Origin of the sequence: Candidatus Pelagibacter sp. (assembly GCF_052049975.1) — a bacterium.
GTDB lineage: Bacteria > Pseudomonadota > Alphaproteobacteria > Pelagibacterales > Pelagibacteraceae > Pelagibacter.
In genome coordinates this window covers 587,539-600,619 of record NZ_JBNGYZ010000002.1, presented here as the reverse complement: position 1 = coordinate 600,619, position 13,081 = coordinate 587,539, and the positions used below count along the sequence as shown (strand labels likewise).

Below are 13,081 nucleotides of genomic sequence, written 5' to 3'. Positions count from 1 at the left end.
TTTATATCTTTTTTACGTACTCTAAATTTCTTGTATCAATAATAACTTCATCCCCAGATTCAATAAAAGGGGGAACTTGTATATTTAAACCATTATCTAAAGTTGCAGGTTTATAAGAAGATGAAACAGTTTGGCCTTTTAATGCAGCATCAGTTGTTTCTATTTTGCACTGTACTTGATTGGGAAGTTCAATTGATATTGGTTTTTCGTTATAAAAACTAATTTTGACTTCTAAATTTTCAGTTAATAATTTTCCTTTATCACCAACAATCTCTTTTTTTACTTCAACTTGTTCAAACGATTTAGGGTCAATAAAAAAGTAATTCAAATCATCATCATAAGAGTAATTAAAATCATTTTCATCTAGAGCTGCTTTTTCAACTGTTTCACTAGATCTAAATCTCTCATTAAGTTTAGTATTTTTATTTAAACTTTTCATTTCAACTTGGGCAAATGCACCTCCTTTACCAGGTTTTACATGTTGAGTTTTCAAAACTTGCCATAAATCATCTTTATACTCTAAAAGCATTCCTACTCTAATTTCACTTGCATTTATTTTCATATAAGTTTTTTTAAAGCTTCAATTGGTTTATTTTTATTATTATTAAAAATGTAGCTTGAAATAGCCAAAAAGTTCACATTGTTCAATAAAAGTTTTTTGTAATTTCTATTATTAATTCCACCAATTGCAATGATTGGTTTATTTGTTAATCTTTTAATCTTTTTTATAACTGAAATATTTGCCTTAAATTTTACTTTTTTTGTACTAGTTGGAAAGAAAGCACCAAATGCCAAATAGTCTGCATTATTTTTCAAAGCTTCTTTTGCTAATAAAATTGAATTATGACAAGTAATTCCAATGATTTTTTTTCCTAAAATTTTTCTAGCTGAAATAATATCCATATCTTTTTGTCCTAAATGACATCCATCAGCATTTAGTTTTTTTGCAAGCATCGGGTCATCATTAATTAAAAATTTAACATTATATTTTTTACAAATTGGTTTAATTTTTTTTCCAATTTCAATTTTTTTTTTAAGTGAATTATTTTTTATTCTTAATTGAAAAAATTCAACTTTTTTAAAAGCTAAGATTTGATTTAGTTTTAAATAAAAATCTTTTTTTATTTTATTTGGTGAAATTAAATATAAAAATTTTTTTTTAGAATTAGTTATTTTCAATATCTTTTGACCACTTTCCTTGAGCTGCTAAAGTACACATTTTAGCTCTATGATCAAAAACTGCTTGAGTTCCTTCAACATCACTTATGTCTTTGGCCCAATGTTTAAGAGCACTTTGTTGTAATGCTCTACCATAAGAATATGACATAATAAAATTTGTATCGTTAAATTTATTTATTAGATTTAAATTCTCAGTTGCTTGAACTTCACTTTGACCACCAGATAAGAAAGCTATACCTGGCACTTCACTGGGCACTGATTCTTTTAAACATTTAACAGTGAGTTTTGCTGTTTCCTCATTAGAAATTTGATTATTAGACTCTGAACCTGCTAAAATCATATTTGGTTTTAAAATAACACCTGTTAGATCTACTTTATGTAACAGTAGTTCTTCAAAACATTTTTTTATTACTTCAGATGTTTTTTTAAAACAATCATCAGCTGAATGATCACCATCCATTAAAACTTCTGGTTCAACAATTGGAACCATATCACATTCTTGAACTAAAGCAGCATACCTAGCAAGAGCATGTGCATTAGAATGAATTGATAGTCTGCTAGGGTATTCTTTTGAAATATTATAAACACCTCTCCATTTTGTAAATTGAGCTCCAAGATTTGAATATTCTTTTAACCTGTCTCTTAAACCATCTAAGCCTTCAGTAATTTTTTCATTTGGGCTTCCAGCTAATTGTTTCGCTCCTGTATCAACTTTTATTCCTGCTATTGAGCCCATTTCAGATAAAAGTTTTGGAACTTCTTTTCCAGCATTAGTTTTTTGTTTAATTGTTTCATCATATAATATAACTCCACCAATACACTCACTCATACCTTTTGCTGTGAATAAAGTTTCTCTGAATTTAATTCTATTTTCAGCTGTAGACTTAACTTTTACACTCTCTAATCTTTTAGTCATGGTACCTGTGCTTTCATCAGCAGCCAAGATACCCTTTCCATTTTCTAAAATTTTTAAGGCTACTTTGTTTAATTCTGACATTTAATTCAGGGCTCTTATACCAGGAATTTCTTTACCTTCAAGATATTCTAGAAAGGCTCCACCAGCAGTTGAAACAAAATTTAAATACTTGAAGGCACCTGCCTGATTTAATACCGCAATAGTATCTCCACCACCTGCAACTGAATAAATCTTATCTTTTAAATCAACTATTTTTTTTGCAATTTCAATACTTCCTATAGCAAAGTTAGAATTCTCAAAATATCCTAGTGGTCCATTCCACAAGACAGTTTTGCTATTCTCTAACAAAGAACAAATTAATTGGATTGTTTTTGGACCAATATCTAATATTAAATCATCTTCTTCTATCTCACCTAATCTTTTAATTGTTTTGCTATCTTCAAGATTTTTACCTACAGAAACATCAATAGGAGTTAAAATATTGCATTTATTTTCTTTTGCTAGAGATAATATCTCTTCAACAATTGGATTGCAGTTTTCTTCTTTTAGTGATTTTCCAATATTATGACCACTATACTTTAAAAAGTTATTAGCCATACCTCCAACTATCACAATGTTTTCAAATTTAGGTATCAAATTTTTTATAACACTTATTTTGGTAGAAATTTTAGAACCTCCTATTATACATGTAATTGGCCTATCAATATCAGAAGTAACTTTTTTTAATGCATCAATTTCAGTGCTCATTTGCAAACCACAATAAGATGGCATATATTTTGTAATTTTATCTACAGAAGCATGCGCTCTGTGTGAACAAGAAAAGGCATCATTAACAAAAATTTCACCAAATTTAGATAACATTTTTGCAAATTCTTCACCATTTTTTTCTTCTTGTTCATAAAATCTTATATTTTCAAAAAAAACTATTTTATCATCACTTTTATCAAATATTTCTTCTGGTTTAATTTCGAACAAATTTTGATTTAAAAGCTCTACTTTTTTACTAAGCTTTTTAGATAAATAATCACAAACTGGTGCCATAGACAAAGCTGAATTTGTTTTACCTTTCGGCCTACCGATATGAGAGATTATTATTATTTTAGACTTATGCTGAACTAAAAAGTTTAGTGTAGGTAAAATTTTATCTATTCTTGTTGTATCCGTTATTTGATCATTTTTTAATGGAACATTTAGATCCAACCTAACTAAAACTTTTTTATTATAAAGATCCTTAAAATCTTCAATTTTTTTCATTATTTTTGTTTGTTAATTAAATTTTTTTTTTAAAAAAACTGCAATATCACACATTCTGTTAGAAAAACCCCACTCATTGTCATACCATGATGAAATTTTTCCCATATTTTTTCCAACAACATTAGTGAGTGATCCATCAACAATTGAGGAAGCCTGATTATGATTAAAATCAATTGAAACTAACTTTTCCTCTGTAATCTCAAGTATTCCCTTTAATTCATTTTTTGATGCAATTTCAAATGCAGAATTAATAGACTCAACTGTTAAATCTTTTTTTGTAGAAAAAACTAATTCAACCAAAGAAACATTTGGAGTTGGCACTCTCATAGCTACACCTTCTAATTTACCTTTTAATGAAGGTATTATTTCTCCAATTGCTTTTGATGCACCTGTAGAAGTTGGCACAATTGATTGACTAGCAGATCTTGCTCTTCTTGGATCTTTATGTGAATTATCTAAAATTCTTTGATCACTTGTAAATGCATGAATAGTAGTCATAAAACCTTTTTCAATTTCAAAATTTTCGTTAATTACTTTTGCAACAGGTGCTAGGCAATTAGTAGTACAAGATGCAGCAGAAATTATTTTATCATTCTCTGAAAGAATGTTTTGATTTACTCCATAAACAATCGATTTGTCTGCGTTCTTGCACGGAGCTGAAACTATAACTTTTTGAGCACCATTTTTAATATGGGTTTCTAATTTTTCTTTTGAATTAAATTTTCCTGTACACTCAAAAACTATATCTACTCCTAATTCACCCCAATTTATATCCTCTAATTTTGAATGCTGACTAAAGGAAATGTTATTATTATTTATGATTAATTTATTATCTTCAAATTTAATATCTGCATTGAATTTTCCATGAATAGAGTCGTATCTAATTAAATTAGAACAAGTCTCAGAATTTGATCTGTTATTTATATGTACAACCTTAATATCTTTAAAATTGTTTTCGTAAATAGATCTTAATACCATTCTTCCAATTCTACCCATTCCATTGATACCGACTTTAATTGTCATATTAGGTCCTATAATTATTTCTTATTTTTGCAGTTATTTTTTTTGTAGATAAACCGAAATATTCAAATATTTTTTTATAAGGTGCGCTTTTTCCAAATTCATCTATACCAAATACCATTCCATTATCACCTACATATTTATACCATGATGTTTTTGATCCAGCTTCAATTGAAATTTTAAGTTTTGTTTCATTCAATATTTTCTTTTTGTAATTTTTACTTTGTTTATCAAAGATTTCTTGTGATGGTACAGATATAACCTTTGAATTAATTTTATATTTTCTTAATTCATTACTTACATCTAAAGCTAAGTTTACTTCAGATCCACTTGCTAAGATTGTTAATTGAATTTTTTTGTTAGTTCTTGACACTTCATATGCCCCATAAGAACATTTATTAATTTTAGAGATGTTATGTCTGACAGGATTTAAATTTTGTCTTGTCAAAGATAAGATTGATGGTGTTTTTTTATTTTTTAGGGCTAGTTCCCAACATTCAATTGTTTCATATCTATCAGCAGGTCTGAATACATTTAAATTAGGTATTGCTCTTAATCCCTCTAATTGTTCTATAGGTTGATGTGTTGGCCCATCTTCACCTAAACCAATCGAGTCATGTGTCATAACATAAATCACTTGTTGTTCCATCAATGCAGATAATCGAATTGAAGGCTTGCAATAATCAGAAAAGATTAAAAAAGTACCACCATATGGAATTAAATTACTGTGTAATGAAAGTCCATTCATTATACCACACATAGCATGTTCACGAACACCGTAATGAATATAATTTCCATTAAATTTGTTTGGTTTTAGAATTTCATGAAATTTTGTTTTTGTATTGTTCGATCCCGCTAGATCAGCAGATCCACCAATTATATTTTTACAGTCCGAAGTAATAGAATTTAGAACAGACTCAGAAGCTTTACGTGTAGCTAGACCTTTTTGATTTTTAATTGCAGAAATTTTTTCTAATTTAATACCTTTGTTAAAATTTAATTTGGTAAAATTGTTGTATTGTCTCTTTTGTTTTAAAAAAATCTTATTCCATTTTTTTTCAATTTTTAATCCATTTAAGCCAAAACTTTTCCATTGATTTAATAAATTTTTTGGGATCTCAAAAGGTTTATAGTTCCAATTTAATTTTTTTCTGACCAAGTTAATTTCCTCTAATCCCAATGGGCTTCCATGAGAAGAGGCTTTGCCAGATTTATTTGGAGAACCATAACCAATTTTTGTTTTACAAGAAATTACCGTTGGAGATTTGGAAGTATGAGCCTTTTTAATTGCTTTTTTAATTTCTTTATAATTGTGTCCATCAACATTAATATAATTCCATCCATAACTTTCGAACCTTTTTTTATAATTATCAGAAACGGCCAAGTTAGTTGGGCCATCAATAGAAATAGAATTATTATCGAATAACATTATCAAATTTTTAAGTTTTAAGTGCCCAGCTAAACTCATCGCTTCATGACTAATTCCTTCCATTAAACAGCCATCTCCAGCAAGCACATAAGTTTTATGGTTTATAATTTTACTACCAAATTTACTTTTTAAAATTTCTTCAGCAATTGCAAAACCAACAGCATTAGATATCCCTTGTCCTAGAGGTCCAGTTGTTGTCTCAATTCCTGTATTAGGGTGATATTCAGGGTGACCAGCACAGATAGAGTTAAGTTGACGAAAATTTTTAATATCTTTTAGTGATATGCTTTTGTATCCAGTAAGATAAAGCAAGGAGTAAAGCAACATTGATCCATGACCAGCAGATAAAACAAATCTGTCTCTGTTAATCCAGCTAGGATTAGAAGGATTAAATTTTAAAAAATCTTTAAATAACACCGTAGCCACGTCAGCCATACCCATAGGCATTCCGGGGTGTCCGGAATTTGCTTTTTGCACAGCATCAATTGATAAAAATCTGATACAATTCGCAAGGTCTTTATATTGTGTGTTCAAAATTATCCTGTATAGACTTAGAAGATTCTATTTATTAATATGACTATATATATGAATTCTTTAGACGAAAAAGAAAAAAAATTAACATCTGCTTTAGAAAAATTAAAAAATATCAAAATTGATGATGCAAACGAAAATGAACTGGTAAGTGAATTAAAAAATAAAAAAAAACAATTAGAAATTGAAAAAACAGAATTAGAAGAAAAATATCAAAATCTTCAAAAGGAGCATGAGCAATTGAGCCAAAAATTAAGTGATTTTGAAAAGAAAGATCTTGATAAGAAGTCAAGACACCAAGAATTTTCCGAAAAAATTGATGAATTAAACCAAGAAACAGATACTTTACTGGAAGAAATAGATAAATGGCAAATGTAAGCATAAAATTTAATGGTAAAGAGTTTTTGCTTTCTTGTGATGATGGTCAAGAAGAACATTTAGAAAACTTGCTAATACAGATTAATCAAAAATTTAATTCTCTTAAAAATGACCTTGGAAATTTAGGAGAAAATAAACTGCTATTAATTACAGCAATAAAAGTTTTAGATGAATACTATGAAACTAAAAAAAAAATTGAAGAGAAAAAAAAAGAATTAAATGATTTATCCAAAAAATTTAAAGAGTTAAAAAATCTAGTTTATGAATACAGGGATAATAAAGAAGAGGAAATAAAAAACCTTAATAATAATCTAAACGAACTTAAGAGAACTATTGATGAGAATCAAAAAAAATATGAAGAAGTTTTAGATGCAGCAACCTCAGAAATATCCAGTTTTATTGAAAATATGGATAATAAAAATATTTCTAATTAATACAAAGTGAATAAATTAGAAATAAGAAAAAAAATTTTAAATCAAAGAAAAAAAAAATTTTCTCAAAATTTTGATAATTCCAAAATATATAATTTTTTAAAAAAATATAAAAAAAATAAAATTGGAGGGTATTATCCAATCAATTATGAATTTGATTGTTTGGAGATACTTCAAAAATTATCGAGTAAAAATTTTCAAATTTCTTTACCTATTATGAGAAAAAATAACCAAATGGATTTTTTTTCTTGGGACTTTAATCAACCTTTGATAATAAATAATTTTGGAATACCTGAACCAATCAGTTCAAAAATTACTTATCCAGATATTTTTTTAGTACCAACTGTTGGCTTCGATAAAAATTTATACAGATTAGGTTATGGTGGTGGTTACTATGATCGTTATATAGCAAGAATGAAAAAGATTAAAAATATAATTACGATAGGGTTATCATTTTCGTTTCAGAAAATTGATAAATTACCAGTTAATAAATTTGATCAAAGATTAGATGCAATAATTACAGAAAGAAATATATTTCAATGAAATTACTGTTCTTAGGTGATCTAGTAGGCATATCAGGCTGCTCTGTTGTGATGAAAAATCTCAAAAAAGAAATTGAAAGATATAAGATAGACTTTGTAATAGTTAATGGAGAAAATGCTGATAAGTCTGGTGTGGGTCTAACTGAGGAAATATGCAAGGATCTATTCAATTCAGGTGTGAATGTGATAACTACCGGTAATCATGTTTGGGATCAAAAAGAAATAATGAATTACATAGATAAAGAGAATAGATTATTAAGACCAAAAAATTTATTTGAGCCTGCACCAGGTAAAGGATTTCAAATTTACACTACTAAAGAAGATATTAAAATTGGTGTTTTAAATTTGATGGGAAATGTTTTTATGAAAAAATGTGAAGATGTTTTCGAATGTGCAAATAAATTTTTAAGTGATCACAAATTAAAAGATAAATATGATTTTCTAATAGTAGATTTTCATGGTGAGATTACTAGTGAAAAAAATGCTATTGGTCATTTTTTTGATGGCAGCGCTACATTAGTTGTTGGTACTCATACACACATACCAACCAATGATGCACATATCTTAAATAAAGGAACTGCTTATCAAACAGATGCTGGTATGTGTGGAGATTACAACTCAGTTATTGGTATGAATAAAGAAAATTCAATTAATAGATTTATGAAAAAAAAATCAGTAAAACATTTTCCAGAAATAGGAGAAGGCACTATGTGTGGAGTTATTGTCGATTGTGATATAAAAACAGGTCTAGCAAAAAATATTTCAAGTTATATTTTTGGAGCAAATTTAAAAAATAGTTAATTATGGCAGGACATTCTCATTGGGCTGGAATTAAACATAAAAAGGGTAAAGCAGATAAACTTAGAGCAAATTTATTTTCTAAGTTATCAAAGGAAATTACCGTAGCTGCAAAATTAGGAGATAAGGATCCTGCAATGAATCCTAGATTAAGGTCTGCAATACAAGCTGCAAGGTCTGCAAATATGCCAAAAGATAATATAGAGAGAGCAATTGATAAATCTTCAGCTTCAACTGGCTCAAATTATGAAAATTTAAGATACGAGGGATTTGGCCCTGATAAAATTGCCGTTATTGTAGAGACTTTAACTGATAATAAAAATCGCACAGCCTCAAATATCAGAACTATATTTCAAAAAAATGGAGGAAGTTTAGGAACACAAGGATCTGCTTCTCATAATTTTAATCAACTTGGAGTAATTAAAATTTCTAAAAGTGAGATTGACGATGATCAGATTTTTGAATTAGCGATAGAAGCTGGAGCAGATGAATGTGTTTCTAAAAATGAAATTCATGAAATCCATTGCTCAATAAATGAAATTTATAATGTTAAAAAAAAATTAGAAGAAAAGATAAACAATTTTATTTCAACAGAAATTGAATGGTTAGCTTTAAATAGTGTAAAAATAACAGATGAAAAAAAACAAGAAGTAATAGAATTTTTAGAAACATTAGAAGAAGATGATGATGTTCAAAGTGTATATACAAACGTTATATTTGAAAATTGAGTAATGTTAATTATTGGAATAGATCCTGGAATTTCTGGTTCAATTTGTTTTTTTGATAATGGTAAAATATTAAAGGTTATAGAAATGCCTACAATGACAGATGGAAAAAAAAATAAAAAACAAGTTAATGGTGCACAAATTTTTAATGAAATTTCAAATGGAATAAAAAACTTTGAAAAAAAAGACGTAAAAGTAGTAATAGAACAAGTTTCAGCTATGCCAGGACAAGGAGTTACAAGTATGTTTAATTTTGGCCAATCATTCGGTATTCTTAAAGGTATTTGTTCAGCAATGCAGCTATCAATGTACTTTGTGAGGCCAGCTAAATGGAAAAAGTATTTTAACCTTATCAATTCTGAAAAAGATGCTAGCAGAACAAGAGCTATAGAGATTTTTCCATATTTTTCATCAGAATTATCTAAAAAAAAAGACTCAAACAAAGCTGATGCTATACTTATTGCTAGTTTTTTTTATGAAACATACAAAATTGCAGATTATTAACATTTAATTTTAAGTCAAATTCATGACACATTTAAGTGTGAAACATAATCATGGAAACTGAAATATCGACTCAAGCTGTGGGATTAGCATCAAGTGCTGATTTTTCATTAATCAATTTATTTTTAAAAGCTGACATAATTGTAAAATCAGTGATTGTACTATTAATTTTATGTTCAATTTATTCATGGGCTGTAATTTTTGAAAAACTAAAACTCTTTAAAAAAATTAATAACTCTTCAGATCAATTTGAAGAAAAATTTTGGAAATCAAAATCTGCCGAAACATTTTATAATAATCTTCCCCAAAATATATCTGATCCGATGGCATTAATTTTTAAAGAGTCTATGCAAGGAATCATGAAGTCAAAATCAAAAACTAATATCAATGAGAAGCTCTCAAATATATTAGAGGCTGGAATAGAAAAACAAACTTCTAAAATTGAGAAAGGTTTTACTTTTCTGGCCACTGTTGGATCAACAGCTCCATTTATAGGTTTGTTTGGTACCGTTTGGGGAATTATGAATTCATTTCAATCTATAGCTATTTCTAGAAATACAAGTTTAGCAATTGTTGCACCAGGAATAGCCGAAGCACTTTTTGCAACAGCGTTAGGTTTATTAGCTGCTATACCTGCTGTTGTGGCCTATAATAAATTTAATAATGATCTAAGACTTTATAATCAAAAATTAGAAAGCTTCTCAAAAAGATTTATATCAATAATCTAAAATGGGATTTAAATTAAATCGAAAATCATCAAAAGATCCTATGAGTGAAATCAACGTCACTCCCTTTGTTGATGTAATGCTAGTTCTTTTAATTATTTTTATGGTTACAGCCCCTCTACTGACAGTCGGAGTGCAGGTAGACTTGCCTGAAAGTTCAGCTGACTCTCTGCCAGAGGAACAAGAACCATTAACACTTACAATCAATTCAAAAGGTGAAATCTTTATTCAGGAATCAAAAGTTGAATATGATAAAATCATAGCAAAAGTTTTAGCTGTTTCAAAAAATAGAACAGATACTAGAATTTACGTTAGAGGAGATAAAACAATTAATTATGGAAGAGTCTTAGAAATTATGGGTCTTTTATCTGGTTCAGGTTTTACAAAAGTAGCCTTAATTTCAGAACCTTATAAAGAGAGGTAAAGTTGACAAGAGGTTTATTTCTTTCATCTATTTTCCACTTGATAATAATAATGATTACAGCTTTAAGCTTGCCTTTTTTATCAAAAAAAGTTGTCGATTTACCACCAATAGTTTCCGTAGAACTTATTCAAATTACCGATAAAACAAATATACCTTTTGCGCCCAAGGCCAAAAAAACAATTGAGAAAATAAAAGAGAAGGAAAAAAAATTAGTTTCAGAACAAGCTCCTCCAAAAAAAGTAAAAAAAGATAAACCAGACGCAATACCAATGCCTGACCAAAATGAAAAAAAAGTTGAAAAGATTAATGATGATAAGCAAAATCCAGAACAAGTTGATAACGAAGTAAAACAAGTTTCAGAGTTTGAAAAAAAAGAATTATTTGATCCAAATAATATTGCAGCATTAATAGATAAATCAAAAGAGGAAGTAGCAGAAACTCTAAAAAAGACAAATAAAACTACACAAGATCAAAATGTAAATTTAGAGAACACCGGTTTGAGCTTAAGTGAAGAAGACGCACTTAAAGCACAAATTTTTGGTTGTTGGAGTATACCACTTGGATTACCTTATAATGAAAATTTGTTAGTAAGAGTTAAATTACAATTAAAACCAGATGGCTCTATAATTAGCTCAGAAATTTTAGATCATGCACGAATGAACAAACCTGGACAAGGGTTTTATAAGGTGCTTGCTGAGAGTGCTTTAAGAGCAATTAAGCTGTGTCAGCCTTTAAGAGTTCCAACAACAGGTTATGAGAGATGGAAAGATTTACAGCTAAATTTTGATGCAAGAGAGATGTTAGAGGGGTAATATATTTAGATGATAAAAAAATTAATTCTTATAATATTTACTTTAATACCTATTAATGCTTATGCACTAATCGAAGTTGATATAACAAGAGGTAATTTAAATCCTTTGCCTGTTGCAGTATCACCATTGTCAATTGACGAAAGTTCAAAAAAAGAATTCAAAAAAATATTAAAAAAAGAAAATATCGGTTCAGAAATTTCTGAAGTTGTAGAAAACAATTTAAGAACTTCAGGTCTATTTAATCCACTTAATAAAGATGCATTTTTACAAGAACCTGATATTGCAAATTTAAAACCAAGATTTGAAGATTGGAAATTAATTAAAGCACAAGCATTGATAACAGGCAAAGTAAGCTTTGTTGATCAAAAATTAAGAGTTGAATTTAGGTTGTGGGATATTTTAGCCGGAAGAGAAATGATGGCATTAGCTTTTACAACTGTTCCAACAAATTGGAGACGTGTAGGACATATAATATCTGATAAGGTTTATCAAAGATTGACAGGTGAAAAAGGGTACTTTGATACCAGAATCATTTATGTTGCCGAAGAAGGTCCGAAAACAAAAAGAATTAAAAAACTAGCAATTATGGATCAAGATGGTTTTAATAATAAATTTTTAACATTAGGAAATGAACTCGTATTAACCCCTAGGTTTAATCCAAATAGTCAAATGGTTACTTATCTTTCTTATTTTAGAAATCTACCAAGAGTATATTTGCTAGATATTGAAACAGGGACTCAGGAAGTTGTTGGTGATTTTCCTGGTATGACTTTTGCTCCAAGATTTTCTCCTGACGGAAAAAAAATTATTATGAGTTTTGCAAAAGATGGCAATTCAGACATTTATACTATGGATTTAGAAAGTAGAATTGTTGATAAAATAACTAATCATCCTTCAATTGATACTTCTCCATCATATTCACCAGATGGGAAATATATATGCTTCAATTCTGATAGAAGTGGTTATCAACAAATATATGTAATGGATAATAATGGAAAAAATGTAAAAAGAATTTCATTTGGCAAAGGGTTGTATGGTACTCCAGTTTGGTCTCCACGAGGTGATCTTATCGCTTTTACCAAATTACATAAGGGTAAATTTTATATCGGTGTCATGAGAACAGACGGTACTGGAGAAAGATTATTAACAGAAAATTACTATCAGGAAGCTCCATCTTGGTCTCCTAATGGAAGAGTATTAATATTTTATAGAGAAACCAAAACAGATGAAAAAGGAGAGGGTTTTTCAGCAAAACTATGGTCTATAGACCTTACTGGTTATAATGAGAGACAAGTAACAACGCCTATGGATGCATCCGACCCATCTTGGTCATCCTTATTAAGTAATTAGATAATAATTCTTGATTTTTTAGCTTGAAACCTCTATTTAATTGTGAAAAGTTAAGATTTAGTAATT

General features: G+C 28.6%; 16 protein-coding genes. 10 read left to right on the top strand and 6 right to left on the bottom strand.

Annotated elements, in window-relative coordinates; translation table 11 throughout:
- Position 1 precedes the first annotated feature (1 nt).
- From efp to tkt, 6 genes are read right to left on the bottom strand one after another with little or no spacing between them, the layout of a single operon-like run.
- Positions 2-562 (bottom strand): elongation factor P, encoded by a 561-nt coding sequence (efp, locus tag ACTT9U_RS06925; RefSeq protein WP_440932429.1) that lies wholly within the window; start codon positions 560-562, stop codon positions 2-4.
- On the bottom strand, positions 559-1,179 hold the full coding sequence (gene thiE, locus ACTT9U_RS06920) for a thiamine phosphate synthase (RefSeq protein ID WP_440932428.1): 621 nt from the start codon (positions 1,177-1,179) through the stop codon (positions 559-561). Before thiE ends, efp begins: the two co-directional genes overlap by 4 nt.
- Complete coding sequence (locus tag ACTT9U_RS06915) at positions 1,166-2,176, bottom strand: class I fructose-bisphosphate aldolase (protein ID WP_440932427.1); 1,011 nt, start codon at positions 2,174-2,176, stop codon at positions 1,166-1,168. Before ACTT9U_RS06915 ends, thiE begins: the two co-directional genes overlap by 14 nt.
- Positions 2,177-3,349, bottom strand: a complete 1,173-nt coding sequence (locus ACTT9U_RS06910) for a phosphoglycerate kinase (RefSeq protein ID WP_440932426.1) — start codon at positions 3,347-3,349, stop codon at positions 2,177-2,179.
- 12 nt (positions 3,350-3,361) lie between these two features.
- On the bottom strand, positions 3,362-4,372 hold the full coding sequence (gene gap / locus ACTT9U_RS06905) for a type I glyceraldehyde-3-phosphate dehydrogenase (protein WP_440932425.1): 1,011 nt from the start codon (positions 4,370-4,372) through the stop codon (positions 3,362-3,364).
- Position 4,373: 1 nt separating this feature from the next.
- Positions 4,374-6,332 (bottom strand): transketolase, encoded by a 1,959-nt coding sequence (gene tkt / locus ACTT9U_RS06900; RefSeq protein WP_440932424.1) that lies wholly within the window; start codon positions 6,330-6,332, stop codon positions 4,374-4,376.
- A 51-nt stretch (positions 6,333-6,383) separates the two neighbouring features.
- On the opposite strand from tkt, the gene ACTT9U_RS06895 reads away from it, so the two are divergent.
- From ACTT9U_RS06895 to tolB, 10 genes are read left to right on the top strand one after another with little or no spacing between them, the layout of a single operon-like run.
- Positions 6,384-6,707: a 5-formyltetrahydrofolate cyclo-ligase gene (locus tag ACTT9U_RS06895; protein ID WP_440932423.1), complete on the top strand. Its 324-nt coding sequence runs from the start codon at positions 6,384-6,386 to the stop codon at positions 6,705-6,707.
- On the top strand, positions 6,695-7,141 hold the full coding sequence (locus ACTT9U_RS06890; RefSeq protein WP_440932422.1) for a cell division protein ZapA: 447 nt from the start codon (positions 6,695-6,697) through the stop codon (positions 7,139-7,141). Before ACTT9U_RS06895 ends, ACTT9U_RS06890 begins: the two co-directional genes overlap by 13 nt.
- 6 nt (positions 7,142-7,147) lie before the next feature.
- Positions 7,148-7,681 (top strand): 5-formyltetrahydrofolate cyclo-ligase, encoded by a 534-nt coding sequence (locus tag ACTT9U_RS06885; protein ID WP_440932421.1) that lies wholly within the window; start codon positions 7,148-7,150, stop codon positions 7,679-7,681.
- A complete protein-coding gene (locus tag ACTT9U_RS06880; RefSeq protein WP_440932420.1) occupies positions 7,678-8,481 on the top strand; it encodes a TIGR00282 family metallophosphoesterase in 804 nt (267 codons plus the stop codon). Before ACTT9U_RS06885 ends, ACTT9U_RS06880 begins: the two co-directional genes overlap by 4 nt.
- A 2-nt stretch (positions 8,482-8,483) precedes the next feature.
- The gene (locus ACTT9U_RS06875) at positions 8,484-9,206 is read left to right on the top strand and encodes a YebC/PmpR family DNA-binding transcriptional regulator (RefSeq protein ID WP_440932419.1); all 723 of its coding nucleotides are present in this window, start codon (positions 8,484-8,486) and stop codon (positions 9,204-9,206) included.
- A 3-nt stretch (positions 9,207-9,209) separates the two neighbouring features.
- A complete protein-coding gene (locus ACTT9U_RS06870) occupies positions 9,210-9,707 on the top strand; it encodes a crossover junction endodeoxyribonuclease (RefSeq protein WP_440932418.1) in 498 nt (165 codons plus the stop codon).
- A 50-nt stretch (positions 9,708-9,757) separates the two neighbouring features.
- Entirely contained in the window at positions 9,758-10,432 is a 675-nt protein-coding gene (gene tolQ, locus ACTT9U_RS06865; protein ID WP_440932417.1) for a protein TolQ, read from the top strand.
- Position 10,433: 1 nt separating this feature from the next.
- A complete protein-coding gene (tolR, locus tag ACTT9U_RS06860; protein WP_440932416.1) occupies positions 10,434-10,853 on the top strand; it encodes a protein TolR in 420 nt (139 codons plus the stop codon).
- A 50-nt stretch (positions 10,854-10,903) separates the two neighbouring features.
- The gene (locus ACTT9U_RS06855; protein ID WP_440932415.1) at positions 10,904-11,665 is read left to right on the top strand and encodes an energy transducer TonB; all 762 of its coding nucleotides are present in this window, start codon (positions 10,904-10,906) and stop codon (positions 11,663-11,665) included.
- A 9-nt stretch (positions 11,666-11,674) separates the two neighbouring features.
- Entirely contained in the window at positions 11,675-13,015 is a 1,341-nt protein-coding gene (gene tolB / locus ACTT9U_RS06850) for a Tol-Pal system beta propeller repeat protein TolB (RefSeq protein WP_440932414.1), read from the top strand.
- Positions 13,016-13,081: the final 66 nt, after the last annotated feature.